We start from the raw sequence: 25864 nt of genomic DNA on the forward strand, positions 1-25864 counted from the left end.
TTCGTCCTCGAAGCTATTCGTCTTCGAAGCTATTCGTTCTCGAAGCTATGACGAATGAACATTGAGTGCAATATTCGTGTTGGCTAGACATTGGTCGAGTGCACCTGCCGCTGGGGCCAGAAGCTGTCACCCTGTCCGCCAGTGAGTGCGTAAAAACATCTGCCGGGTCGGCAGCCCAGCCTAGCGTGATTCGCGGGTGGGGTATTTGCGGCGAAAGTCTATGTTGTACTTATTGCTAGTATGTTCAACATAGTCGAATTGGTGCCTATTGCCGCGCCCGAACCCAACCAATACCGAGGAGAGCAAACACGATGCGCCTGATTCAATGTCGCCACGAGGGGCGATTGACGGTGGGCCTGGTGGTCGACGCCGAGAGCGTGCAGGTGGTGGCCGCGGAGGAGGGTGTCTACGGTCTGGCGCGGCAGGCGATCGCCGCGGGGCGCTCGCTGAGCGAGGTGGTCGAGGCGGCGCTGACCGATACCCGGCTCGACTACGCCGCGCTGGTCGACAATGGCCAGCTGCTGCCGCCGCTGACCCACCCGGACCCGGCCCACTGGCTGGTCACCGGCACCGGGCTGACCCACCTCGGCAGTGCCGACACCCGTTCGGCGATGCACGCCGCGACCCTGGTCGATGAGAGCACCTTGACCGACTCCATGCGCATGTTCCGCATGGGCGTGGAGGCGGGCAAGCCGGGCGCTGGCGAGGTAGGGCCGCAGCCGGAGTGGTTCTACAAGGGCGACGGCGACTGCGTGGTGGCGCCCGAGGCGGCACTGCGCTCGCCGAGCTTCGCCCAGGATGCCGGCGAGGAGCCGGAGCTGGCCGGGCTCTACGTGATCGGCGACGACGGCACGCCGTGGCGGGTCGGCTACGCCGTCGGCAACGAGTTCTCCGATCATGTCACCGAGCGCTTCAACTACCTGTGGCTGGCCCACTCCAAGCTGCGCGCCTGCAGCTACGGCCCGGAGCTGCTGGTGGGCGAGCTGCCCGCGCACCTCGAGGGCACCAGCCGCATCGTGCGCGATGGCAAGACCCTGTGGGAAAAGCCGTTTTTGACCGGCGAGGCCAACATGGCGCATAGCCTGGCCAATCTGGAGCACCACCATTTCAAGTACCGTAACTTCCGCCGCCCGGGCGATGTCCACGTGCACTTCTTCGGCACCGCGACGCTGAGCTTCGCCGACCAGGTGACGGTCGAACCGGGCGACCGCTACGAGATCGAGCTGCCGGCCCTGGGCCGCCCGCTACGCAACACCCTGGAGTCCGATACGGACCTGGGCTATGCGGCGGCCAAGCCGCTATGAACCGCCTGATGTCACGTCGTCTCTCCCGGCGCCGTCCGGGGTCCCTGGCACGTCGGTGCCGCGCGGCGCGTGGCGCCTCTCTGGAGCCTTTCGATGTCTGATTCCCCCGCGCGCCGCCGCGAGTCACTGCGCTCGCGCTGGTGGTTCGATAACCCTGACCACGCCGGCACCACGGCGCTGTGTCTCGAGCGCTACATGAACTACGGCATCACCCTGGAGGAGCTGGCCGCGGGCAAGCCGATCATCGGTATCGCCCAGTCCGGCTCCGACCTGACGCCGTGCAACCGTCATCATCTCGATCTGGTCGAGCGCACCAAGGCGGGGATCCGCGCCGCCGGCGGGGTGCCGTTCGAGTTCCCGCTGCACCCGATCCACGAGAACGTGCGCCGGCCCACCGCGGCACTGGATCGCAATCTTGCCTATCTCGGTCTGGTCGAGGTGCTGCACGGCTATCCGCTGGATGGGGTGGTACTCACCACCGGCTGCGACAAGACCACGCCGGCCTGCCTGATGGCCGCGGCCACCGCCGATCTGCCGGCGATCGTGCTCTCCGGCGGGCCGATGCTCAACGGCTGGCGCGGTGCCGAGCGGGTCGGCTCCGGCACCATCGTGTGGGAGCTGCGCAAGCGTCTCACCACCGGCGAGATCGACTATCCCACCTTCCTCGCCCGGATCGCCGACTCGGCGCCCTCGGTGGGGCACTGCAACACCATGGGTACCGCCTCGACCATGAACTCCATGGCCGAGGCGCTGGGCATGAGCCTGCCCGGCTCGGCGATGATCCCGGCGCCCTACAAGGAGCGCCCCATGGTGGCCTACGCCACCGGTGCGCGCATCGTCGAGATGGTGTGGGAGGACCTGCGCCCCAGCCGTATCCTCACGCGCGAGGCGTTCGAGAACGCCATCGTGGTGTGCTCGGCGCTGGGCGGGTCGAGCAACGCACCGATCCATATCAACGCCATCGCTCGCCACGCCGGTATCGAGCTGACCAACGACGACTGGCAGCGGCTCGGCTATGACGTGCCGCTGCTGGCCAACGTGATGCCGGCGGGTGCCTATCTGGGCGAGGAGTTCTTCCGCGCCGGCGGCGTGCCGGCGGTGATCCACGAGCTGCTGGGGGCGGGGCGCGTTCACGGCGAGGTGCTGACGGTGAATGGCCACACCCTCGCCGACAACTGCCAGGGGCGCGAGACCCAGGATAGCGACGTGATCCGCCGCTACGCCGACCCGCTGGTGGCGGCGGCCGGTTTCATCAACCTCAAGGGCAATCTGTTCGACTCGGCGCTGATGAAGACCAGCGTGATCTCCGACGACTTCCGGCGGCGCTTCCTCTCCGATCCCGACGACCCCGATGCCTTCGAGGGGCGGGTAGCGGTATTCGATGGTTCCGAGGATTACCACGCGCGGATCGACGACCCGACGCTGGGGATCGACGAGAAGACGATCCTGGTGATGCGCGGTGCCGGCCCGGTGGGGCATCCCGGGGGTGCCGAGGTGGTCAACATGCAGCCGCCACAAGCGCTGCTGGCGCGGGGTATCGAGTCGCTGCCATGCCTGGGCGACGGGCGCCAGTCGGGCACCTCGGGCTCGCCCTCGATTCTCAACGCCTCGCCGGAAGCGGCGGTGGGCGGCGGGCTGGCGCTGCTCGAGAGCGGCGACCGGGTGCGTATCGATCTGCGTCGCGGCGAGGCCAATCTGCTGGTCGACGACGCCGAGCTGGCGCGGCGGCGAGCAAGCCTGGAGGCGCGCGGCGGCTACCCCTACCGCGATCACCAGACGCCGTGGCAGGAGATCCAGCGCGGCATGGTCGAGCCGCTGGACCGCGGCATGACGCTGGCACCGGCCACCAAGTACCGCGCCATTGCCTGGGATCTGCCGCGCGACAACCACTGAAAAAGGGGACTGAGCGGGTGTTTACACAATGCCCGCGCTCGTCGAATTGTTAACCACCCTCTGAGCGCGACGCCGGACGCTTGTCTCTTTCGGCGCCGCGCCTCTCCAGAGCGACTTCTCTACAGGCCTCGTCTCGCCTGTCGACTGCGCCCGAGCTCACCGCTCGGGCGCTTTTTTTGCCGATACTCTCTCAGTCGCCGGGCGGCGGCCTCTCCCCCAACAGCGTCTCCGGCAGCGCCAGCCCCAAGGCGCTGGCGGTACCCTGGAGCACCGCCAGCGAGGCGTGGAAAGCCTCGGCAGGGCGCCGGGTACGGATGCTCTCCATCAGCACCCGGTGGCGCTCCAGGCTCTCCTCGGGGTCGCTGGCGCTGACGTTGGAGGTCTCCACCAGCAGATGGATCGACGGGCGCAGGATATGCGAGAGCTGGGTCCAGACGATGTTGTGGGTAGCCTTGAAGATGGCGACGTGGAAGGCCACGTCGCAGTCGCTGTGCAGCCGCGCGCGCTGGCCCTCATCGCCGGGCTGGCGCAGATGCTGGCCCATGCCGTCGAAGGCCTCCTCGATCGCCACCAGGTCGCGGGCGGTGGCACGCTTGGCCGCGGTCATTGCCACGTAGGGCTCGACGTCGAAGCGGAAGGCGAGGATCTCGCGCTGGATGCCGGGGTTGGGGGTGGCGAAGCGGGTCATCCAGGCGGTGACCTGAGGGTCGAGAATATTCCATTCGGAGTAGGCGCGAACGCGGGAGCCGTAGCCGGAGATGCGCTCGATGATGCCGGCATCCACCAGCTGGCGCAGATCGCTGCGCACCGCCGAGCGGTTGAGCGCGAAGCGCTCGCAGAGATCGATCTCCTTGGGCACGAACTCGCCGGGCTGATAGCGGCCGGTGAATATCTCCTCGGCCAGCGCTTCGGCGACGCTGGGGCGCGGTGCGGGCGGGGAGCGGCGGGCGGCTTTCACCTCGGGCATGGTTCGGCATCCAGGGTTGGGGGGCTCGCGCGGCGAGGACCGATAGCGCTCATCTTAACCGCCGCGGGCCGCGGGTGGCGATGCCCGGTGTGCCGGGCCGGCCGCTATCAGCTTGTTCCAAATCGATCTTTCGGCCCCGGATCACGGTTACCCGCAAGCGGGATGGATTGGGTAACATGGCGCGCCTGTCGTCTTCACCCCGATTTTCAACCGGACATTCGCTATGCAAGAGAGCCAAGAGACCCCGTTCAAGCGCAGCATGCAGAGCCGTCACCTGGTGATGCTGTCGCTGGGCGGGGTCATCGGCACCGGACTCTTTCTGAGTTCGGGCTACACCGTCAATCAGGCCGGCCCGCTGGGCGCCATTGTGGCCTATCTCATCGGCGGACTGGTCGCCTGGCTGGTGATGATGTGTCTCGGCGAACTCGCCGTGCACATGCCCGAGGCGGGGGCCTTCAGCGCCCACGCCACGCGCTATATCGGCCCCGGCACGGGCTACACCGTGGCCTGGCTCTACTGGCTCACCTGGACCGTGGCGCTGGGTTCCGAGTTCACCGCGGCGGCGGTATTCATGGGGCGCTGGTTCCCCGAGGTGCCGGGCTGGTACTGGAGCGCGATCTTCGCCGCCATCGTCTTCGCCACCAACGCCTTCACCACGCGGCTGTTCGCCGAGACCGAGTTCTGGCTGTCGCTGATCAAGGTCGCCACTGTGGTGATCTTCGTGGTGCTGGGCGCCGCGGCGGTGCTCGGCTTCGTGCCGCTGGCCGACGCGCCGGCGGGGGCCCCGGCGCCGGGGCTCTCCAACTTGTGGGCCGAGGGCGCTTTCCCCACCGGCTACCTGGCCATCGGGACCACGCTGCTGGCGGTGATGTTCGCCTTCTCCGGCACCGAGTTGATCGGTATCGCCGCTGGCGAGACCGTCGATCCGGCGACCAACGTGCCGCGCGCCATCCGTGCCACCCTGTGGCGGCTGATCCTGTTCTTCGTCGGCACCATCGTGGTGATCGCGGCGCTGCTGCCGCGGGAGCAGGCCGGGCTGGTGGAGAGTCCGTTCGTGGCGGTATTCGACCGTATCGGGGTGCCCGGGGCGGCGGACGTGATCAATCTGGTGATCATCACCGCGCTGATCTCGGCGGCCAACTCGGGGCTCTACGCGTCGTCGCGCATGCTCTGGACGCTGTCACGCCAGGGCACGCTGCCGCGCGCGCTGGGCCGGCTCAACCGCCGGGGCATTCCGCTCAACGCGGTGATTTTGAGCATGCTCGGCGGCTTCGGCGCGCTCTTCTCCAGCGTCTATGCGCCGGATCTGGTCTACCTGGCGCTGGTCTCGATCTCGGGGCTGGCGGTGGTGCTGGTGTGGATGGCGATCGCTGCCAGCCAGTGGCGCTTCCGCCGGGTCTACGTGCGCGCCGGCAATGACCCGCGCGATCTGGTCTACCGCACGCCGGGCTATCCGTGGGTGCCGCTGGCCGCCTTCGGTTTCTGCCTGTTCGCCTGCGTGGGCATCGCCTTCGACCCCCAGCAGCGTATCGCGCTCTACTTCGGGGTGCCGTTCGTGGCGCTCTGCTACGCCTGCTACTACCTGACCCGCCCGCGCCAGCCCGATACGGCGGACGATTCGCACCGCCGCTACGCTGATGTCACCGAGGAGTCCACCTCATGAGTGCTGCCAATCCGAGCGCTACCCAGACCGACGCCAATCCGATCGCGGCGATCGCCGCCCAGGCCGGTTTCATGATCGTCGACGGCGCGCTGGCCACCGAGCTCGAGCGGCTGGGCTGCGATCTCAACGATGCGCTGTGGTCGGCCCGGGTGCTGCGCGAGGCGCCCGAACGTATCCGTGACGTGCACCGGACCTACTTCGAGGCGGGGGCCGATGTCGCCATCACCGCGAGCTACCAGGCCACCCGCGAGGGGTTCATGCGCGCCGGGCTCGAGGCCACCGAGGCTGACGCCCTGATCCAGCGCGCGGTGACGCTGGCGAAGGAGGCGCGCGACGCCTGCTGGGCGGCGCATGCCGAGGCCTCGCGCCCCTACCCGCTGGTGGCGGCTTCGGTGGGGCCCTACGGCGCCTTTCTCGCCGATGGCAGTGAGTATCGCGGCGACTATGCCATCGGGCGTGCTGCGCTGGCCGAATTCCATCGTCCGCGGCTGCGCACGCTGCTTGAGGCCGGCCCCGATCTGCTGGCGGTGGAAACCCTGCCCTCGCTGGAAGAGGCCCTGGCGGTGGCCGGGCTGCTGCCCGACCTTTCCGCGGTGCCGGCCTGGTTCACCTTCTCCGCCCGCGATGAGGGGCATATCAGCGACGGCACGCCGATCGAGCGCTGCGGCGAGGCCCTGGAGGCGTTACCCGGCGTGGCCGCCATCGGCATCAACTGCACGGCGCTGGCCCATATCGAGAGCCTGGTCACGCGCCTGCGCGGCGTTACCCGGCTGCCGATCATCGTCTACCCCAACTCCGGCGAGCACTATGACCCGGTGACCAAGACCTGGCACGCCGGCTGCGCCCACGCGCCGGCGCCGCGGGATCTCGCCGAGGGCCTGCCGCGCTGGCTGGCCGCCGGCGCCAGCGCCATCGGCGGCTGCTGCCGTACCGGGCCGGAGGATATCGAAGCATTGGCCCGGGCCCGCCGGGCACAAATCTAGCTAGAACACCCAGTTGGGCAGCGTCAGCGAGATGGCGGGGACGAAGGTGACCACCAGCAGTAGCGCCACCAGCAGCAGCCAGTAGGGCAGGATCGCGCGGATGAAGGCGCCGATCGAGACGCCGGTGATCGAGCAGGTGGTGAACATCACCGTCCCCAGCGGTGGCGTGATCGTGCCGATCGAGGCGTTGAGGATGAAGACGATGCCGAAGTGCACCGGGTCGATGCCGAACTGGGCGGCGACCGGCGCCAGCAGCGGCGACAGCACGATCAGGATGGCGTTGCCCTCGAGAAACATGCCCAGGATCAGCAGCAGCAGGTTGGCGATCAGCAGGAAGGCGACCGCGCTGCCGACCCCCGAAGAGAGCATCAGCGCGATCTGCTGCGGAATCTGCTCCCAGGTGAGCACGCGGGCGAAGCCCGACGCCACGGCGATGATGAAGAGCACGTTGACCGAGGCCATCAGCGACTCGCGGGTGGCCACGGCGACGCTACCCAGGCCCATCTGACGATAGACGAACAGCCCCACGATCAGCGCGTAGAGCACCGCCATGGCGCCCGCCTCGGTGGGCGTGAACACACCGATTCGGATACCGCCGATCACCACCACCGGCAGCAGCAGGGCGATGATCCCGGCGCGGGTCACGCTGATCCACTCGTGACGCGATACGCGCTCGCGGCGCGGCTTCTGGTAGCCGAGACGCCGGCACTGGATCGAGACCAGCACCATCATGGCGACCGCCATCAGCACCCCGGGGACGACGCCGGCGAGGAACAGCCGCCCGATCGAGACGTTGTTGACGTAGCCGTAGACGATCAGCGCGATACCCGGCGGAATGGTCGAGGTGATCAGCGACGATGACGCGGTGACCGCGCTCGAGAACGCCTTGGGGTAGCCGGCCTGGGTCATGCTCGGCACCAGCAGCTTGGCGTTCATCGCCGCATCGGCGATGTTGGAACCGGAGAGCCCGCCCATGAAGGTGCTCAGCAGCACGTTGGCCTGGGCCAGCCCGCCGTGCAGGCGGCGGGTCATCAGCTCGGCCAGCTTGAGCAGCCGCTCGGTGATGCCCGAGTGGTTCATGAACACCCCGGCCATGATGAAGAACGGAATCGCCAGCAGCGAGATCGACTCCAGCCCGCCGGCCAGGCGCTGGATCAGCGTCACCATTGGCTGGTCGGCACCGATCAGGAAGTAGGTCAGGCTCGACGCGAACAGCGCGAAGGCCACCGGCGTGCCCAGGCAGAACAGGATGAAGAGCGCGACGAGCGCGATGCCAACGGCCATCGATATCACTCCTTGACGTGCAAGACGTCGGTGTTCGAGACGTCGGCGCTGGCATCCGCTGACGCCACGCCACGGTCATCGGTGATCAGCCGCACCAGCCCGTGGTAGAGCATCATGGCGGCGCTGATGGGGATGGCGACATGGATCCAGGTGTAGGGGATCTGCAGCATCGGCGTGCTGCGGAAACGCGAGAAGGGCAGCAGTTCCAGCCCCCAGTAGAGCATCGCCAGGGCACACAGCATGACGATGCCGACATTGAAGAGTCGGGTATTCCAGCGGCGCAGGCGGGGCGGCAGCTTGTCACCCAGCAGGCCGATCAGCACGTGCTCGTTGCGTCTCACCAGGGCGCTGGCGCCGAGAAAGGTCGCCCACACCATCAAGAGCTGCAGGATCTCCTCGCTCCACGCCAGCGGAGACGAAAACAGATAGCGCATGAAGACGTTGGCGATGGCGACCACGAACAGCCCGAACAGCGCCAGGCTGGCGATGACCTCATCGAGCCGCATCAGGCGGTCGAGCGCCTTGAAAAGCGTTTGCATGTTCAACTCCATGGCGCTCCCGCGCGATGTCGAGCGGGAGCGCTGTCATGCCAGGGTGCCGACGCGATCGGGGTGTTAGGCGAGGGCTTCGAGCCCCGCGCAACGCCGCGATTCGCTCGCGCAGGCATCGATGCTAGTCGTTGATGATGTTGCTGACCTTTTGATAAAGCCCCTCACTCCACTGCGGGAACGCCTTGGGAATCTCCTCCTGGGCGCGCTCGCGGAAGGGTGCGATATCCACTTCGTTGACCTGGACGCCGGCATCCTCGAGCTGCTGAAGCGACTTGTCGGTCTCTTTCTCGACCAGGGTGCGCAGGTTGGCGGCCATCGCCTGACCGGTCTCGGTGAGGATCTTCTGGTCCTCCGGGCTCAGCTGCTGCCAGAACGCCTCGCCGGTGACGAAGGGAGCGACGGTGTGCATGTGCGAGGTGAGGTTGAGGTTCTTGACCACTTCATAGAACTTGCCGCCATAGAGCACCGGCAGCGGGTTCTCGACGCCATCCACCAGGCCCTGGGCCAGCGCCGGATAGACATCGCCCAGCGACATCGGTGTGGGCACCGCGCCCATCGCCTTGATCGCGGCGACGTACATCGGCGAGTTCTGGACTCGGATCTTGACCCCCGAGAGATCCGCCGGGGTCGCCACCGGGTCGCGGGAGAGCAGCTGGCGCACGCCGTAGACCGTGTTGGGGATCACGATGTGATAGCCGGCTGCCTCGACCTTCTTCTCCTGCTCGGCGAACCACGCGGAGTCGAACACCTTGAGCTTGCTGTCGAAGTCCTTGGCCAGATAGGGCGCGTCGAGCACCGAGAGATCGGGCACCGAGCTCATGAAGTTGGAGTAGGCGGTGATGGTGATCAGCGGCGAGCCGAAGCGCGCCTGCTCCATCACTTCGGTCTCGCCGCCGAGCTGGCTGGCGGGGAACGCCTTCAGCGTCAACTCGCCATGGCTTGCCTTCGCGACCTCCTTGGCCCAGGCCTTGACCGCCACGTCGACCGGCTCGCCCGGCTGGTTGCCGTAGGCGACACGGATCTCGGTGGCGGCCTGGGCCGGCCCGGTGAGCGCCAGGGCGCTCAGACCGGCGAGGGAGAGGGAGGCGGTGAAACGGAGCCAGCGCTGCATTGTCATGGGTGTTTCCTTTTGTCGTTGAGCTGTTCGTTGTGGATCTTGTCGTGATCGTTCGTGCGTGGTCGTTTATGAGTGTCCGTTCGGGCGTGCTCTTCCATTCACGGACGGCGTCAGGACCGCCGCCAGGCGCCAGGTACTAGGTGATAGGTACTAGGTGATAGGCGCTAGCTCGCCCCGCCGAGTGCGTCGATGAGCCCCGGCACCTGACGCCCTTGGCGCGCGGCGCGTTCCACCACCGGACGCACGCGGCGCTCCAGCTTGGTCGCATGGTGCTGGGCGATGTCCGCCAGGCGGTGGTCGAGGAAGGGGTTGGCGAAGCGCTCCAGGGTGACGTCGCGGTAGCGTTCGAGGTCGTCGAGCGGCAGCTCGGCGGCCAGCGTCGGCAGTACCTCGTCGTCGAGCAGGGCGCGCAGCGGCTCGCTCAGTTCGTCGCGCTGCATCGCCTCGCGCACCGTCGCCACCGGCTGACCCAGCCGCTGCCAGTGGTGGACCAGCACGCTGTGGGCGAGGTTGAGAATGTGCAGCTTGCGCAGCATCGCCGGGCGCAGGTCGTCGACGACCTCGACGTCGGCATGCACGCAGGGCAGCGTCAGCCCCGGGCGGCGGGCGATGGCCCACAGCGCATAGGGTTCGGCGATCGCCCCCAGCGGCTCCAGTGGCGCCGAGACAATGCGGTCGACCAGGGTGTCGGCCCATACGCAGCGGGTCTGGAGCCAGTCGATGAAGGCCTCGGGGTGACCGTCGTGTCGCGCCAGCCGGATCACCCGCGCCAGCAGCTCCTGGGCGTTGTGCTCGATCAGCTCGCAGGGCAAGAGCGTCAGCCCGTCGCGGCCGGCATCGAAGCGGGCCCGCAGCAGTTGGGTCAGCTTGCCGGGATAGCTCGTCGGCAGCGGGTTCAGGCTCGAATCGGCGCCGACCTCGAAACCGTCGTCGGCGGTGTTGGAGACGATGATCTCGGCGTGCTCGACGACATGCCGGGTCAGTGCCTGCCACCGCTCGGCGGCGATGACGCAGGCGTCGATGCTGTCGACGGTCTGCTCGCGGTCGATCTCCACGCCGTCGCGGCGGCCGCGGATGCGCAACGGATAGCGCTGCTGGGCGGCGAGCAGGCGCGCCTTGCGCTTGCCTTCTTCGCGCGGCGAGGACTGCACCACCAGCAGGCGGCGCGAGCTGGCTCCGCTGGCCAGCGACTCCGAGACCAGGGCGTCGACGTGGGCGAGCAGAAAGCGCCCGGTGCCGAACTGGACGATGCTGGCATCGCTGTCGAGAGCCTCCGTGGGGGAACTCATGACGCTGCGACTCATAGTGACACCCCGCGCTTCCAGGGAATGAAGTCGTGCTGGGAGAGGCGCTGGGCCCGGGTGACATGGCGCCCGGAGGCGACCTCCAGACACAGCGTCAACAGCGCCTCGGCGAGTTCGTCGATGGTGCGCTCGCCGCTGACGATGGGGCCGGCGTCGAAATCGATGATGTCCTGCATGCGCTGCGCCAGCGCGCTGTTGCTGGCGATCTTGAGCACCGGGGCGACCGGGTTGCCGGTGGGCGTGCCGAGGCCGGTGGTGAAGAGGATCAGATTGGCCCCGGAGGCGGCCAGGGCGGTGGTCGACTCGACGTCGTTGCCCGGCGTGCACAGCAGGCTCAGACCCGGGCGGCGATGGGGCTCGGTGTAGTCGAGCACATCGACCACCGGGGCGTCGCCGCCTTTCTTGGCCGCGCCGGCGGACTTCATCGCATCGGTGATCAGGCCGTCGCGGATATTGCCCGGCGAGGGGTTCATCGAGAAGTCGGCGCCCACCGCCGCGGCGTGACGCTGGTAGGCGCTCATCAGCTCGGCGAAGCGTGACGCCACGGCTTCGCTCGTGCAGCGCGCGGTGAGCTCGTGCTCGACCCCGCACAGTTCGGGGAACTCGCTGAGCATGCCGCTGCCGCCCAGTGCCACCAGGCGGTCGACCACCGCGCCCACCAGCGGGTTGGCGGAGAGCCCGGAGAAACCATCCGAGCCGCCGCACTCCAGCCCCAGCACCAGCTTGTCGAGAGAGGCGGGCTGGCGCGTGACGCGGTCGGCGCTGGCGAGGCCGTCGAAGATCGAGGTCAGGGCGTCGCGGATCAGACGCTCCTCGCTGGGCGAGGACTGCTGGTCGAAGTAGTCGACGCGCTTCGTTCCCTGCGGGTCGCGCGCGGCGACCGCCGCCTTGAGCATGCGGATCTGCGCCTTCTGGCAGCCCAGGCTGAGCACCGTCGCTCCGGCCACGTTGGGGTGGCAGACGTAGCCGGCGAGCAGCTGGCACAGCGCTTCGGCGTCGTCGTCGGTGCCGCCGCAACCCAGGCTATGGGTGAGAAAACGCACGCCGTCGACATTGGGGAAACGCCGCGGTGTGGCGCTCTGTTCGCTGCCCACCGGCGGTATCTCGGTGCCCTCGAGCAGGCTCCGGGCCAGGCGCTTGTAGTCACGGTAGGGGTCGTCGCCCAGGGCCTCGGCGACACACTGACGCAGCACCTCGACGTTGCGGTTCTCGCAGAACACCAGCGGGATCACCAGCCAGACGTTGGCGGTACCCACGCTGCCGTCGGCGCGGTGGAAGCCGTCGAAGGTGGCCTGGGCGAAGCGCGAGACATCCGGCGGTGTCCAGTCCCGCGAGCCGGGGCGGGCGTCGCCGCCGGCAGTGGCGTGGGCCAGGTTATCGGTGGTGATCGCGCCGCCGCGGGGGATCGGCCGGGTGGCGCGCCCCACGGTGACGCCGTACATGGTGACGAGATCACCAGAGGCGAGATCGGTGAGCGCGAACTTGTGCTTGGCGCGCACGGTATCGGCCAGGGCGAGGCGCGTCTCTGCCACCATCACCTCGCGCCCGGCGGGCAGGTCGGTCAGCGCCACCGCGACGTTGTCGCCGGGGTGGATACGCAGGCTCTGACGCGCCGGGGCGTCGCTGGCGATGGTCGTCTTGCTCATGCTTCGGCCTCCGTGTCGTCCAGCGTCACCATCGCCTTGATCACCCCGCTGCCGGGGGCGCACCAGGCCGGCATCCGCTCGGGCAGCGCGGTCAGCGTCGCACGGTGGGTGATCAGCGGGGCGGTCTGCAGCCGGCCTTCGGCCATCAGCTGGGTCACGTGCTCGAAATCCTCCCGCGTGGCGTTGCGGCTGCCGAGCAGGGTCAGCTCCTTTTTGTGGAAGTCGGGGTCGCTGAAGCTGATCTCGGCCTTGACCACGCTGACCAGCACATAGCGTCCGCCGTGGCCGGCGAAGTCGAAGCCGCGATTCATTGCCGCCGGGTTGCCGGTGGCATCGAACACCACATCGGCCAGGGCGCCATCGTTGAGCGCCTCGATCCTGGCCACCACGTCATCGTCGGCATGCCAGGTCGCATCGGCGCCCAGCGCCTCGCGGCACAGCGCCAGGCGGTCGCGGTTGGTGTCGACCATCGCCACCCGCGCGCCGCAGCTCTTGGCCACCTGCAGCACGCCGATACCGATCGGCCCGGCGCCGACCACCACCACCAGCTCATCGGCGGCGACCTGGGCGCGGCGCACTGCGTGGGCGCCGATGGCCTGGCACTCGACCAGCGCCAGCGCCTCGGCCGAAAGCGTGGGCACCGCCACCAGGTGGCTGGCGGGCACGTTGAGCGTCTGCGCCATGCCGCCGTCGCGGTGCACGCCGATCACCTGAAGCGCCTGGCAGCAGTTGGTGCGGCCCTGGCGGCAGGCGCGGCACTCGCCGCAGTGCAGATAGGGAATGACGTAGACCGCCTGGCCGACCAGCGCCGGGTCGACGTCTTCGGCCACCGCGACCACCTCGCCGGCCAGCTCGTGGCCGAGTACGCGGGGATACTCGAAGTAGGGCTGATTGCCGCCGAAGGCATGGATATCGGTGCCGCAGATACCGATACGGCGAATGGCGACCCGCGCTTCGCCTGGCGCCAGCGGAGGCGTCGGGCGCTCGACCAGCGCCATCTCGCCGGGGCGCGAACAGACCACGACTTGCATGTAGATTCTCCTGGCGAATGAGGGTTTTCGGCCTAAAGGTCAGGCCAATTGACGCGCAGGCCACCTTCCAGACTCAGGGAAGGCGGCGCGGCGTCGCTGGGCGCTCAGCTCTCGATACAGCGCTGGCGCTGTTCGCCCAGCCCCTCGATGCCCAGACGCATGGTCTGGCCCGGCTTGAGGAATACCTTCGGGTTCTGACCCATGCCCACGCCCGGTGGCGTGCCGGTGGAGATCACGTCGCCCGGTTGCAGGCTCATGAAGCGGCTCAGGTAAGAGACCAGATGCGGGATCTGGAACACCATGGTGCGGGTCGAGCCGTCCTGGTAGCGCTGGCCGTCGACTTCCAGCCACAGATTCAGATCGTGGGGGTCGGCGATCTCGTCGCGGGTCACCAGCCAGGGGCCGAGCGGGCCGAAGGTGTCGCAGCCCTTGCCCTTGTCCCAGGTCCCGCTGCGCTCGAGCTGGAACTCGCGCTCGGAGACGTCGTTGATCACGCAGAAGCCGGCGACGTGGTCCATGGCGTCGGCTTCGTCGATGTAGCGCCCGCCGGTGCCGATCACCACGCCGAGCTCGACCTCCCAGTCGGTCTTGGTCGAATCGCGGGGGATCTCGACGTCGTCGTTGGGGCCGCAGATGGCGCTGGTCCACTTGTTGAACACCACCGGCTCGGCGGGCACCTCGGCACCGGTCTCGGCGGCGTGGTCGGAGTAGTTGAGGCCGATGCAGATGAACTTGCCCACGCGGCCGACGCAGGGGCCCAGGCGGGTGTCGGCGGCGACCTCGGGCAGGCGGCTCAGGTCGAGCGCCGCGAGCTTGGTCAGGCCGGCGGCGCTGAGCACCTCGCCGGCGATGTCATCGATCTCGCCGGAGAGATCGCGCACGCGACCGTCGGCGTCGACGATGCCCGGTTTTTCCTGACCCTTGGGGCCGTGGCGTAGCAGTTTCATGAAGACTCCTTTGAGGAAAGCGTTGGTTGAATTCGGGTACGAAGTGACCGAGTGATGTTGAGACGGAAGCTTTTTCAGGCCCCGGGAGGCGCTGGATAAACAGGCGAGCAGAGTGAAGCGCAAGGTGCCCGGAGCACAGGAACCGTAGCCTATGGGGTATAGGTGAGGATTCCGCGCACCGCGTAACGCCGCGATTCACCTGCGCAGCCATTTATCCTGTGTCTCCCTAGTTGGACCAGCCGCCATCGATCATCTGCACCGTCCCGGTAATGAAACCGGCCTCGTCACTGGCCAGCCAGGTCGCCAGCGCGGCGATCTCCTCCACCTTGCCCAGCCGGCCCATGGGCTGGCGCGCGACGAACTCGGCGAACACCTCGTCGGCGCTGCGCCCCTGCTGGCGCGCCTGCTCGGCGACCCGTTCGCGCAGTGAGGGGGAGTCCACGGTGCCCGGGCAGATGGCGTTGCAGCGGATGCCGCGGGTCATGAAGTCGGCGGCGATCGACTTGGTCAGCCCGATCACCGCGGCCTTGGTGGTGCCGTAGGCGAAGCGGTTGACCACGCCCTTGGTGCTGGAGGCGAGCGAGGCCATGTTGATGATGCTGCCGCCGCCGTTCTCCAGCATCGCTGGCAGGGCGGCGCGCAGGGTATAGAACATCGAGTCGACGTTGAGGCGCTGGGCCTGTGCCCACTGGGCGTCATCGCACTCGAGGATCGAACCGGCGGGCACCGTCCCGGCGCAGTTGAAGACGATGTCCAGCGCGCCCAGCGAGCCGATCAGGCGGTCCACCGCGGCGGCGTCGGTGACGTCCAGCGCGTGGCACTCGGCGGCCTCCAGCCCGTCGAGCTTGGCCGCATCGATATCGGTGGCGATCACCCGCGCGCCCTCGGCCAGAAAGCGCTCGACGGTGGCGCGGCCGATGCCCTGGCCGGCAGCAGTGATCAGAGCGGTCTTGTGGGCAAGGCGCATGGCGTGGCTCCTGAGCGTTGTCGAAGTTGGCTGACTGTTGTCGCACGGTGGCCTTTCGCTTCTAATGTCTAAAGGCCTGACCATTGGGCCGAGTATTATCCTATGCGTGGCGGCACCGCAAACCGCCAAACGTCTAATAGGCAGCGCCAGCGCCCGGGATTGCGTGCCAGTTTTCGACCAATGTCTAACAAGGACGCCGTTCCCGGGCGGCGGCCTGCCACAGGAGATCCCGCGATGCCGATTCAGACCATTCGCGCCCAGCGGCTCTATCGCCAGATTGCCGATCAGCTGCTGGCGCTGATCCGCCAGGGCGAGTTCCCGCCGGGCTCGCTGCTGCCGCCGGAGCGCGATCTGGCGCAGCAGCTCGGGGTCAGCCGCGCCTCGGTGCGTGAGGCGCTGATCGCACTGGAAGTGGTGGGGCAGGTGGAGGTACGGGTCGGCCACGGCGTGCTGGTGCTGGAGCGCGCGGCGCCGGTCGAAGCGCCGGTAATGCACGTCGCCAGCCGCCAGGAGCCGTGGGCGATCGACCCCGAATTCGAAAGCGAGATCGAGCTCGACCTGGATCAGGAGATTCCGCCTTTCGCCCTGCTCGAGGCGCGCCGCTTCATCGAGCCGGAGACCGCGGCGCTGGCGGCGCTCAACGCCAGCGACGCCGATCTCGAGGCGATCCGCGCGGCCTATCGGCGCAACGTCGAAGACAACCGCCACGGTGGTAACAACATGGTCGGCGATCGGTTGATGCATATCCGCATCGCCGAGGCTTCGGGCAACGCCGCCTACGCCATGCTGCTCAAGCACCTGCTCGGGCATCAGTACGGGGTGATGTTCCGGCGGCTGCAGGCGCTGTTCATGTCCACCGACATGCCGCGCCGCTCGCAGCAGGATCACAGCCGTATCCTCGCTGCGATCGAGGCGCGCGACGCCGAGGCCGCACGCGCGGCGATGGCGGCGCACCTCGACCACGTGCTCGGGGTATTCTTCGATAGCTGAGCCCGGTGCCGTTACCGCCGACGATTCGACCGCATCGACGCGCGGGCACGAAAAAAGCCAGTGTCGCCGCCGCCGCAGGCGGACTAGCCTTGCATCAGTGTTCACCGGGATTGGTCCCGACTTGCCGGCCGCGGCCGGCGTTACCCCTGCTGCAAGGAGCGTGCAATGAGCAAGGTACTGGTGCTTTATTACTCGAGCTATGGCCATGTCGAGACGCTGGCCAAGGCGATCGCCGAAGGTGCCGGCGGTGTCGGCGGCACCCAGGTGGACGTGCGCCGGGTGTCCGAGCTGGTTCCCGAAAAGGTGGCCGAACAGTCGGGCTACAAGACCGATCAGGATGCGCCGCTGATCGAAAGCCCCGACGCCCTGGCCGACTACGATGCGATCATCGTCGGCACGCCGACCCGATTCGGCAACATGGCCTCGCAGATGCGCAACTTCTGGGACATGACCGGCGGCCTATGGGCCCAGGGCAAGCTGGTGGGCAAGATCGGCAGCGCCTTCGTCTCCACCGCGACCCAGCACGGCGGTCAGGAGACCACGCTGACCTCGATCCACACCACGCTGCTGCACCACGGCATGGTGGTGGTCGGCGTGCCTTACGCCTGCCAGGAGCTCACCAACATGAGCGAGATCACCGGCGGCACGCCCTATGGCGCTTCGACCCTGGCGGGGGCCGACGGCAGCCGTACCCCGAGCGAGAACGAACTGGCGATCGCCCGCTTCCAGGGCAAGCATGTCGCCGAGCTGGCGGCCAAGCTGGGCGGCTGACACCCACTCACACTCTGCGTAACGCGCAAGCCCGCGCCGTCGTGAGCGACGGCGCGGGCTTGTCTAGGGTCACTCGTAGACCATCTCTTCGAGCTCCAGGCCCTTGGTCTCGCGCACGAAGCGCGCCACGAAGAAGATCGAGATCAGCGCGCACAGGGCGTAGAAGCCATAGGCGCCGGTCAGCCCGATCGAGGCGAGCATGATCGGGAAGGTCATGGTGATGGCGAAGTTGGCCATCCACTGGAACAGCCCGGCGATCGCCAGCCCCGAACCGCGCACCTGGTTGGGGAACATCTCACCCAGCATGACCCACATCACCGGGCCCCAGGAGACGTTGAAACAGAACACGTAGATGTTGGCGGCGATCAGCGCGAGCACTCCGTTGCCGCTGGAGAGCGCCAGGCTGCCGTTGACCATGTCGGCGGTGGAGAAGGCGTAGACCAGCAGCGCCAGGGTCAGCGTCATCCCCAGCGAGCCGGCCCACAGCAGCGGCTTGCGTCCGATGCGGTCGATCAGGCCGATGGTGACCAGACAGGCGGCGATACTCACCGCGCCGCTGATCACGTTGATCATCAGGGCGTCGTTCTCGGAGAACCCCACCGCCTGCCACAGCACGGCGCCGTAGTAGAACACCACGTTGATCCCCACCAGTTGCTGGAATACCGCCAGCCCGATGCCCACCCACACCAGCTTGAGCAGCTTGCCGGTGGCGGGGTTGATCAGGTCGGACAGGCGCGGCTGGTGGCGGGTGGAGAGCGACTGGCGAATCTCGCCCAGACGGCGCTCGGTGGTGGCGGCATCGTAGACCAGCCGCAGCACCCGCTCGGCCTTGGCTTCACGCCCGGCGCTGACCAGAAAGCGCGGGCTCTCGGGGATGAACAGCAGGGCCACGAAGAAGATGCCGGCGGGTACCAGCTCCATCCAGAACATGCAGCGCCACGCCTCGAAGCCGAACCACAGCGGGGCGGTGGAGCCGCCGGCGATATTGGCCAGGACGTAGTTGTTGAGAAACGAGAAGAACAGCCCGCCGATGATCGCCACCTGCTGAATGGTCGCCAGCCGGCCGCGCAGATGCGAGGGTGCGATCTCGCTGATATAGGCCGGCGACATCACGCTGGCGGCGCCCACCGCCAGGCCGCCCAGCACGCGGTAGATGACGAACTCGAGCGAGCCCCCGGCGATACCCGAGCCCCAGGCGCTGATCAGGAACAGCACCGCGGCGACGATCAGCAGCGTGCGCCGGCCGAAACGGTCGGCCAGGCGCCCGGCGAAGAACGCACCCACGGCGCAGCCGAGCAGCATCGAGGCGACGTTGAAGCCGGTCCCCACGCTCTCGGAGTGGAACGCCTGCTGCAGGCCGTCGACGGTGCCGTTGATGACCCCGCTGTCGAACCCGAACAAAAAGCCGCCGATGGCGGCGACGCAGCAGATCAGCATGACCACGAAAGGATGTTGCGAAGCGCTGGATGTTGGCATTGTCTAGCTCCGTTGACGTGTGTTCAGGCGCATCTCGAAGAGGGGATACGGGCGTGAGTCATGGGGCGAGCCCGGGCCGCTCACAGCCAGCCGGCATCGACCCAGTAGTTGTGGGCGGTGCAGGCGGCGGCATCGTCGGAGGCCAGGAACAGCACCATCGCTGCGATGTGCTCGGGATGGATGCGCAGTTTGAGCTTCTGCTCGGCGACGATCTGCGCTTCATCCTCGGGGGTGTACCAGCGCGACTGGCGCGGGGTCTTGACGTTGCCGGGGATGACGCAGTTGACGCGGATACCGTCGCCGCCCAGATCGCTCGCCAGCGCTCGGGTCAGCCCTTCGATGCCGGCCTTGGCGGTCTCGTAGAGCAGCATGCCCGGCTGGCCCAGGTGCCAGCTGATCGAGCCGAGATTGACGATCGCCCCCCGGCCCTGGCGGCGCATGGCGGGCGCCACCGCGCGCGCCGCCAGCACCAGATGGCGCAGATTGACGTTCATGCGCTCGTCCCAGTACTCGGGAGTGACGTCCTCCAGCCGGTGGCGGTCGTCGTTGGCGGCGTTGTTGACCAGCACGTCCACCGTGCCGATCGCCTCCAGGGTGGTGGCCAGCGCCGCCGGGTCGGTGAGGTCGCAGCGGTGATAGTGCACCGTATCGCCCAGCTCGGCGGCCAGCGCCTCGGCGTCGTCCAGGATATCGATGAAGTGCACCTCGGCGCGCTGGGCGGCGAAGGCGCGCACCAGCCCTTCGCCGATGCCGGACCCGCCGCCGGTGATGACGACACGCTTGCCCTGGAGACTGGGATAGATCGCTGTGGACATCGCACGCTCGCTGTTCAAAAAGGATTGAGTTCGAGAAGGGTTAGTAAACAGTCTTAACTAACGCTGGTTTCAGCATGCGCCGGGGGCCGAAGGCTGGCCATTGGCCATTGGTGGTAAGGGGGGGGCGAGGGTGGCAGGCCGTAGGCGTGGCGGTGGGCGCGGCCGAGGGAGGTGCTGAGCGCTGCCCGTGGGGCTGATGCTGCTTTCGATGGCTCTGATATAGTCCCTGCATCGCCTTCTGTGCCGAGCCGTCCATGCCCAGTCACTTCACGCCCAATCATTTCACACCCAATCATTTCACCCCCCATGCCGCCGGCGACCTCAACTACCTGAAGAGCCTCAATCGCAGCACGATCCTGAGCACGGTACGTCGCTATCCGGGGCTGTCGCGGGCCGATATCGCCCTGCGTACCGGGCTGACCAAGGCCACCGTGGGTAGCGTGGTCAACGTGCTCGGCGAGCGCGGCTGGCTGCGCGAGGGCGAGCTGCATGCGCGCGGCGGTGGGCGCCCGGGGCGCTCGCTCTACCTGGACGGTGAGCAGCACGTGATGCTCGGCGCCGAGGTGGGGGTGAAGGGGCTACGCGTGGTGGCCTGTAATCTCCTCGGCGAACGCCTCGCCAGTCAGCGCCTGGACGTCTCGCCCACCACGCCGGAAGAGACCGCGGCGGTGCTGGCGCGGCTGATCGAGGCGCTGCTCGGCGATACGGCGATTGCGGCGCGGCCCTGTCTGGGGCTCGGGGTGGCGCTGCCGGGGCCGGTGGCGCCGCAGGCGCCGATCCTGCGTCTGGCACCCAACCTGGGCTGGGTCGATGTCGACTTCCTGGCGCTGCTACGCGCCGAGCTCGATTCGCCGGCGGGGGTGTGGCTACTCGACAACGAAGCCAACGCCGCCGCCTTCGGCGAGTTCTACTTCATCGAAGGCACGCCGCCGGAGTCGATCGCCTATCTCAGCGCGGGTAGCGGTATCGGCTGCGGGGTGGTCAGCGGCGAGCACTTTCCGGTGATTCCGCGGGGTCACCAGGGGCTGGTGGGGGAGATCGGCCACACCGTGCTGGTGGCGGACGGGGCGCCCTGCCACTGTGGCAATCACGGCTGTGCCGAAACCCTGGTCAGCGGCTGGATGCTACGCGAATCCCTTGGCGTGGCGGCCGATGCCAGCCTGAGCGCGTCGCTGCTGGCGCGTCTCGACGAGCCCGAGGTCAGCGCGGCGCTGGCGCGGGCCGGGCGCGCGCTGGGGCTTTTGATGCTCAATCTGCATCACACCCTCAACCCTTCGATGCTGATTCTCGGCGGCTCGCTGATACGCCTCGGCGCGCCGCTGGTGGCACCGGCGCTGGCCTACTTCGATGCCCACCAGAACGATCTGCTGCGCCAGTCGCAGCGGGTACCGGTGAAGGTGGTCGAGGACAGCACCTTCACCGCCGCCCGCGGTGCCGCCGCCCAGGTCATGGCACGCGCCGCGATCGAGATTTGAGCTGCGATCGCGGTGTGAGCCGGGGCCGACCACCGTAGGCGCCGAACGCGGTCAGCATCGCGCTCAGTTGCGCTGCACGCGCACCTCGCTGGCCCCGTTGCCCTTGGGTTCGACCCGGATCTGCAGCGGTATGCGCTCGTGCATCTCCTGCACGTGGGAGATCACGCCGACCCGGCGGCCCTGGGCCTGCAGGCCGTCGAGGGCATCCATCGCCAGCGCCAGTGACGCCGGGTCGAGGCTGCCGAAGCCCTCGTCGATGAACAGCGACTCGATCGCCAGCTGGTGCGAGGCCATCGAGGCCAGCCCCAGTGCCAGCGCCAGCGAGACCAGGAAGGTCTCGCCGCCGGAGAGCGAGTGCACCGAGCGCCGCTCGTCGGCCATGTCGCCGTCGATCACCAGAATGCCCAGTTCGCTGCCGCCGCGCGCCACACGGTAGCGCGGCGTCAGCGCGCGCAGATGCTGGTTGGCGTGGGTCAGCAGGTGGTCGAGATTATAGGCCTGGGCGATACGCCGGAAGCGCTTGCCATCGGCACTGCCGATCAGGCCGTTGATCCGTTCCCAGCGCTGCACCTCCTGCGCTGCCGCCTTGCGCTGGTGCGCCCCCTCCTGCTGTACCCGGCGGCGGCGATCATCTTCGGCGAGCTGCTGCTGGGCGTCGTCGCGGCGCTGCTGCTGGGCCTGCCACTCGTGCTCCAGCGTCTGCAGGCGCTCGCGCTGGGCAGCCAGGCGCGTGCTCAACGTTTGCGCGTGTTCGGCGTCGAGCAACTGCGCCTCGGGGGTATCGGGCAGCAGCAGGCGACGCTGCTCGATCAGGGCGCGGCGGCGCTCTTCGAGCGCGACCCGGGCCGCGTCGCGCTCGCGTTCACGCCGTTCACAGGCCTCACGCAACTGGCGATGCGCGGCTTCGGTGTAGCCCAGCAGGGTCTCCAGCCGCGCCTCGTCGAGCTCGGGCTGGGTGCGTCGCCACGTCTGCCAGGCGTGGTCGAGCTCGGCGTGGGTCGTCTGCTCCTCCTGCTGGCGCTGGGCCAGATCGGCGATCTGCTGGGTCAGCCGTGTATGGGTGTTCTCCAGGGTCTGCCACTGCGTCTGTCGCGCCTCCCACTGCTGCTGCGCCTGCTGGCGCTGCTGCTCCAGCGCGGTCTGCCAGGCCTGGGCCGAGGCGTGCTCGCCCAGCACCGCGGCGAGCGCCTGATGCGTACGCGTCAGCGCCTGCTCAAGCTCCGGCAGCGAGGCGGCGAGGCTCTCCAGACGCGCCCGGTCGAGGGCCTGGCGTGTCTCGCGCTTGCCCAGCTCCAGGGCCAGGCTCTGGCGCTGGCGTTCGAGCGGGTCGAGGGTGCGCTCGATGGTGTCGAGCCGCTGCAGCCGCTCACTGGCCTGCTGGCGCTCACTCAGCGCCTGCTCGCGCTGGTTCTCGAGCCACTCGCCAGGCCGCTCGGCGGCGCTCAACTCGGCGCTCAGCGGGTGCTCGTCCAGGGTACTGGCCGCGGCCTCGCGGGCCGGCGCCAACGCTTGCTGACGCTGCTCGGCAGCCAGCAGCGTTTGGCGGCAGCTGCGCCACTCGACGCTCAGCTCCTGATGCTGCTCGCGGGCGTCCGCCACGCGCTGGGTCTCCTGATCGAGCTGCTGGCGCTCCTGGGCCTCGATGCTGGCGACCAGTGCCTCTCCCGGATGTGCCGGTGGGGTTTCGCGGTAGGGGTGGTCGGTGGCGCCACATACCGGGCACGGCGTCTCTTCACGTAGCTGCTGGCGCAGCCGCGCGACCGCGTCGCTGCGCGCGGCGCGGGCGTTCTCGATCTGTTCGCCGATCTGGGTCTGGCGCTGCTCGGCGGCGGTGAGATCGCGCTTGGCCTGCTGGCCCGCCTGTTCGAGCTGGGTCAGCCGCTCGCGGCTCTGCGTGAGTTGCTGCTGCAGCGTCGCCTGCTCATGATCCAGGCGTTGGCGTTCGCGCCACGCCTGGGTCAGGCCGTCCAGGGCATCGAGGCGCGCCTGGGCCTTGTCCCGCGTCTGGTTGAGGGCGGCGCGCATATCGGCGGCGGTGGTCTGTGCGGTGGCGGTCTCCAGCAGCGTGGCCAGATGCTGGCGCTGGGCTTCGATCTGCTGTGCCTGCTCTGCCATCTGCTGCTGCAGCTGCGCCTGGTGCTGGGCTTCCTCGGCGGCGGTGGCAGTGAGCTGCGTCTGCTCCGCGCGCTGCTGGTCGCGCTGCTGCTGGCGCCTTGCGCGCTCGCTCTCCAGCTCGCGCGCCTGGGCCAGCTCGGGTTGGGCGTCGCGCAGCGCGGCGGCGGTGCGCTCGCGGGCGGCGCTGGCCGCCTCCAGCTCGGGGGCGAGGGTTCGGCGTTCGCCGTCGCAGCGCTCGAGCGCGGCGCGCGCGTCGGCCAGTTGCTGTTCGCGCCGGGCCAAGGTCTCGGCCAGGCTGCGGCGCTGGCGGACCGGTTCGCGCCAGGGGGCGAGGGCGTCGAGCTGGGCGAGGGTCTCGCGCTCGGTCTGGGCGGCGGCGATCGCCGCCTCGGCGGCCTGCAGCGTCGTCTCGGCCTGCTGCCAGCCGGCGCTCAGCCGGGCCTGGCGCTCGAGTTCGGTGCCCTCGGCCTGCAGCCGCTCGCGCCGGGTCTGCAGGGCGTCCAAGGCCTGCTGCTGCGCCGTGGCCTCCTGCTCCAGCTCGGCGCGGGCCTCGGCGGCCACCGGCAGGGCGTCGGCGAGCCTAGCTTCGATCGCCTCCAGCGCGCCTCGGGTCGTGCGTGCGCGCTGGAAGGCGGCGCGCGAGATGGCGGAGTAGTGCTGGGTATTTGTTAGCTGCTCTAGTAGAGCCCCACGATCATTATCTTCTGCCTTAAGAAATGCAGTGAATTCGTTTTGCGCGAGAATCACTGCTCTGGTGAACTGATCAAAATCTAAACCGACCTTCTCTTCTACCAGCTCTTTGAATTCACGCTTTTGCGCTGTGAGTAGCTGATTGTTATCTAGGTCAATTAAAGATTGCCCTGATTTTTGCAGACTGCCATCGATCTTGTCTCTTGCTCGGCGAACTGACCAATTGGCTCGATATTTTCTGCCGTCGCGGCCTAGAAAGTCGACCTCGGCAAACCCGCTAGCGCAGCCTCTACGAAGCAGAGTGCTCGGGTTGGATGTGCCCAATTTTCTGCCATCGATATCTTCTATTTCAGAGCCCTGACCCGGCGCTCGGCGCAGGCGCGGCGTGCTGCCGTAGAGCGCCAGGCAGAGTGCATCGAGTAGAGTGCTCTTGCCGGCGCCGGTGGGGCCAGTGATGGCGTAGAGCCCCTGATCAGCGAGGGGGGACGCGGTGAAATCGAGCGCGTGGCGACCGGCCAGCGAGGCCAGGTTCTCAAGGCGGATAGCGAGTATCTTCATGCCTCACCCTCCGCGTCCTGGACTTCCTGCACCAGGGTGGCGAAATCCTTTGCCACCGCTTCCGGCGGCGTCTCGCCATACTCGGCCTGCCAGCGACGGGCGAAGATCTCCTGCGGGGTGAGGCTGTCGAGATCGACTGCGACGTGCTCTGCGGGGTTTTTCCCGGCGTTGGGGTAGTGGCTGTGAATGCGCAAGAGCCGCAGCGGCTTGTCGGCGATCGCCGCTTCGATCCGGGCGCGCAGATCGGGTTGCGGCGTGTCGAGCGCCACGCGTACCTCCAGCCATGGCCAGCGCTCGCGCGCCAGCGTGTCTTGCGCGCCGGGCTCGGGCTGCCATGCCAAAAGCGCGGCCTCGACCGCTTCCACACTACCTGGGCCGACCCTCTCGAGGGCCACGTGGCGCGGTATTGGCAGGCTCTCGACGGCGTCGAGTTCGGCCCCGTTCAACGTCACTTCGAGTACCTGGTGGGGGTAGTGGCTCTCGCTGAAGTCGAGCGGCAGCGGCGAACCGCTGTAGCGGATGCGCGGCTCGCCCACCTGCTGCGGGCGGTGCAGGTGACCCAGTGCCACATAGGCGATCGAGGGCGGAAAGAGCGCAGCGGAGATCGCTTCCTCGCCGCCGATCACGATCGGCCGCTCGCTGGCTTCGGAGACGGCGGCGCCCTGCAGGTGGGCGTGACTCATCGCCACCAGCGCCTGGCCCGGTTCGCGGCGGGCTTCAGCGGCTTCTACCAGCTCGCGGTGGACGCGGGCGATGCCCTCGCGGTAGTCGTCGACGTCGCCGCCGGTGACCTCGGCCGGACGCAGGAAGGGCAGCGCCAGGCACCAGGCGCGAATCTCCCCGGTGGCGTCGGGCAGCGGCACCAGTAGGTGATCGCTGTCGAGCCTGCCATCCTCGAGCCAGTGCACTCGCCCCAGGGCATGGGTCTTGAGCCGCTTCATCAGCGGCGCCGGCAGTTCGATGCGCGAACCGCTGTCGTGATTGCCGGCGATCATCACCACGGTCAGCGCGGGCAGGGCGGCGTGGGCGGCAACGATGAAGTCGTAGAGTAGTTCCTGGGCCCGCAGCGAGGGATTGACCACATCGAAGATGTCACCGGCGATCAGCAGCGCATCGGGCTGGCGCTCGCTGAGTGTCGCCAGCAGCCAGTCGAGAAAGGCGCGCTGTTCGACATGGCGCTCCTGACCATGGAAGGACTGGCCCAGGTGCCAGTCGGCGGTGTGGAAAAATTTCACGATGTGGCGCCTTGTGAGGTCAAGCGGAAAAAACGACGCCAAGTGTAACGCGACGACCGCCTCGGAGAAGATCGGCGGAGGA

The 25864-nt window shown here is 68.2% G+C and carries 20 protein-coding genes; 7 read left to right on the plus strand and 13 right to left on the minus strand.

Going from position 1 to position 25864, the window contains the following annotated elements:
- Positions 1 to 311: 311 nt before the first annotated feature.
- Together araD1 and J0A90_RS10190 are read left to right on the plus strand one after the other, a co-directional pair.
- Positions 312 to 1304 carry an AraD1 family protein gene (gene araD1 / locus J0A90_RS10185; protein ID WP_207034893.1) on the plus strand — a complete coding sequence of 331 codons (993 nt, stop codon included), beginning with the start codon at positions 312 to 314 and terminating at the stop codon, positions 1302 to 1304.
- A 93-nt stretch (positions 1305 to 1397) separates the two neighbouring features.
- Positions 1398 to 3197 (plus strand): IlvD/Edd family dehydratase, encoded by a 1800-nt coding sequence (locus tag J0A90_RS10190; RefSeq protein ID WP_207034891.1) that lies wholly within the window; start codon positions 1398 to 1400, stop codon positions 3195 to 3197.
- A 190-nt stretch (positions 3198 to 3387) separates the two neighbouring features.
- Here J0A90_RS10190 and J0A90_RS10195 read toward each other — a convergent pair whose 3' ends face one another.
- Positions 3388 to 4164: a FadR/GntR family transcriptional regulator gene (locus J0A90_RS10195; RefSeq protein WP_207034890.1), complete on the minus strand. Its 777-nt coding sequence runs from the start codon at positions 4162 to 4164 to the stop codon at positions 3388 to 3390.
- A gap of 223 nt (positions 4165 to 4387) precedes the next feature.
- Here J0A90_RS10195 and J0A90_RS10200 point away from each other — a divergent pair, with 223 nt between their 5' ends.
- The gene (locus tag J0A90_RS10200; RefSeq protein WP_207034888.1) at positions 4388 to 5827 is read left to right on the plus strand and encodes an amino acid permease; all 1440 of its coding nucleotides are present in this window, start codon (positions 4388 to 4390) and stop codon (positions 5825 to 5827) included.
- Positions 5824 to 6810, plus strand: a complete 987-nt coding sequence (mmuM, locus tag J0A90_RS10205; RefSeq protein WP_207034886.1) for a homocysteine S-methyltransferase — start codon at positions 5824 to 5826, stop codon at positions 6808 to 6810. Before J0A90_RS10200 ends, mmuM begins: the two co-directional genes overlap by 4 nt.
- On the opposite strand, the gene J0A90_RS10210 is transcribed toward mmuM, so the two are convergent.
- The 8 genes from J0A90_RS10210 to J0A90_RS10245 all read right to left on the minus strand — a co-directional run bounded on the left by J0A90_RS10210 (position 6811) and on the right by J0A90_RS10245 (position 15657).
- The gene (locus J0A90_RS10210) at positions 6811 to 8094 is read right to left on the minus strand and encodes a TRAP transporter large permease (RefSeq protein WP_207034883.1); all 1284 of its coding nucleotides are present in this window, start codon (positions 8092 to 8094) and stop codon (positions 6811 to 6813) included. It abuts the gene before it with no gap.
- 5 nt (positions 8095 to 8099) lie between these two features.
- Entirely contained in the window at positions 8100 to 8633 is a 534-nt protein-coding gene (locus J0A90_RS10215) for a TRAP transporter small permease (RefSeq protein ID WP_207034882.1), read from the minus strand.
- Between the two features lie 133 nt (positions 8634 to 8766).
- Positions 8767 to 9756: a C4-dicarboxylate TRAP transporter substrate-binding protein gene (locus J0A90_RS10220; protein ID WP_233076679.1), complete on the minus strand. Its 990-nt coding sequence runs from the start codon at positions 9754 to 9756 to the stop codon at positions 8767 to 8769.
- 170 nt (positions 9757 to 9926) lie between these two features.
- Complete coding sequence (locus tag J0A90_RS10225; protein WP_207034878.1) at positions 9927 to 11051, minus strand: mannitol dehydrogenase; 1125 nt, start codon at positions 11049 to 11051, stop codon at positions 9927 to 9929.
- A gap of 11 nt (positions 11052 to 11062) precedes the next feature.
- Positions 11063 to 12712 (minus strand): UxaA family hydrolase, encoded by a 1650-nt coding sequence (locus tag J0A90_RS10230; RefSeq protein ID WP_207034876.1) that lies wholly within the window; start codon positions 12710 to 12712, stop codon positions 11063 to 11065.
- A complete protein-coding gene (locus J0A90_RS10235) occupies positions 12709 to 13743 on the minus strand; it encodes a zinc-binding alcohol dehydrogenase family protein (protein ID WP_207034874.1) in 1035 nt (344 codons plus the stop codon). The genes J0A90_RS10230 and J0A90_RS10235 overlap by 4 nt, the downstream gene beginning before the upstream one ends.
- Before the next feature lie 104 nt (positions 13744 to 13847).
- Positions 13848 to 14690 (minus strand): fumarylacetoacetate hydrolase family protein, encoded by an 843-nt coding sequence (locus tag J0A90_RS10240; protein ID WP_035476528.1) that lies wholly within the window; start codon positions 14688 to 14690, stop codon positions 13848 to 13850.
- 226 nt (positions 14691 to 14916) lie between these two features.
- The gene (locus J0A90_RS10245; protein WP_207034873.1) at positions 14917 to 15657 is read right to left on the minus strand and encodes an SDR family oxidoreductase; all 741 of its coding nucleotides are present in this window, start codon (positions 15655 to 15657) and stop codon (positions 14917 to 14919) included.
- Positions 15658 to 15891: 234 nt separating this feature from the next.
- Between J0A90_RS10245 and J0A90_RS10250 the strand changes: the two genes are divergently transcribed.
- Both J0A90_RS10250 and wrbA read left to right on the plus strand, forming a co-directional pair.
- A complete protein-coding gene (locus J0A90_RS10250) occupies positions 15892 to 16647 on the plus strand; it encodes a FadR/GntR family transcriptional regulator (protein WP_207034871.1) in 756 nt (251 codons plus the stop codon).
- A 165-nt stretch (positions 16648 to 16812) separates the two neighbouring features.
- Positions 16813 to 17418 (plus strand): NAD(P)H:quinone oxidoreductase, encoded by a 606-nt coding sequence (gene wrbA, locus J0A90_RS10255; protein WP_207034869.1) that lies wholly within the window; start codon positions 16813 to 16815, stop codon positions 17416 to 17418.
- Positions 17419 to 17487: 69 nt separating this feature from the next.
- Here wrbA and J0A90_RS10260 read toward each other — a convergent pair whose 3' ends face one another.
- Both J0A90_RS10260 and J0A90_RS10265 read right to left on the minus strand, forming a co-directional pair.
- On the minus strand, positions 17488 to 18894 hold the full coding sequence (locus tag J0A90_RS10260) for a sugar porter family MFS transporter (RefSeq protein WP_207034867.1): 1407 nt from the start codon (positions 18892 to 18894) through the stop codon (positions 17488 to 17490).
- Between the two features lie 80 nt (positions 18895 to 18974).
- The gene (locus J0A90_RS10265; protein ID WP_207034865.1) at positions 18975 to 19709 is read right to left on the minus strand and encodes an SDR family NAD(P)-dependent oxidoreductase; all 735 of its coding nucleotides are present in this window, start codon (positions 19707 to 19709) and stop codon (positions 18975 to 18977) included.
- 254 nt (positions 19710 to 19963) lie between these two features.
- Between J0A90_RS10265 and J0A90_RS10270 the strand changes: the two genes are divergently transcribed.
- Positions 19964 to 21184 (plus strand): ROK family transcriptional regulator, encoded by a 1221-nt coding sequence (locus tag J0A90_RS10270; RefSeq protein WP_207034863.1) that lies wholly within the window; start codon positions 19964 to 19966, stop codon positions 21182 to 21184.
- A gap of 63 nt (positions 21185 to 21247) precedes the next feature.
- Here J0A90_RS10270 and J0A90_RS10275 read toward each other — a convergent pair whose 3' ends face one another.
- Together J0A90_RS10275 and J0A90_RS10280 are read right to left on the minus strand one after the other, a co-directional pair.
- Positions 21248 to 24547, minus strand: a complete 3300-nt coding sequence (locus tag J0A90_RS10275) for an AAA family ATPase (RefSeq protein ID WP_207034861.1) — start codon at positions 24545 to 24547, stop codon at positions 21248 to 21250.
- Positions 24544 to 25782, minus strand: a complete 1239-nt coding sequence (locus tag J0A90_RS10280; protein WP_370635770.1) for an exonuclease SbcCD subunit D C-terminal domain-containing protein — start codon at positions 25780 to 25782, stop codon at positions 24544 to 24546. Before J0A90_RS10280 ends, J0A90_RS10275 begins: the two co-directional genes overlap by 4 nt.
- Positions 25783 to 25864: the final 82 nt, after the last annotated feature.

Origin of the sequence: Salinicola sp. DM10, from assembly GCF_017306975.2 — a bacterium.
GTDB lineage: Bacteria > Pseudomonadota > Gammaproteobacteria > Pseudomonadales > Halomonadaceae > Salinicola.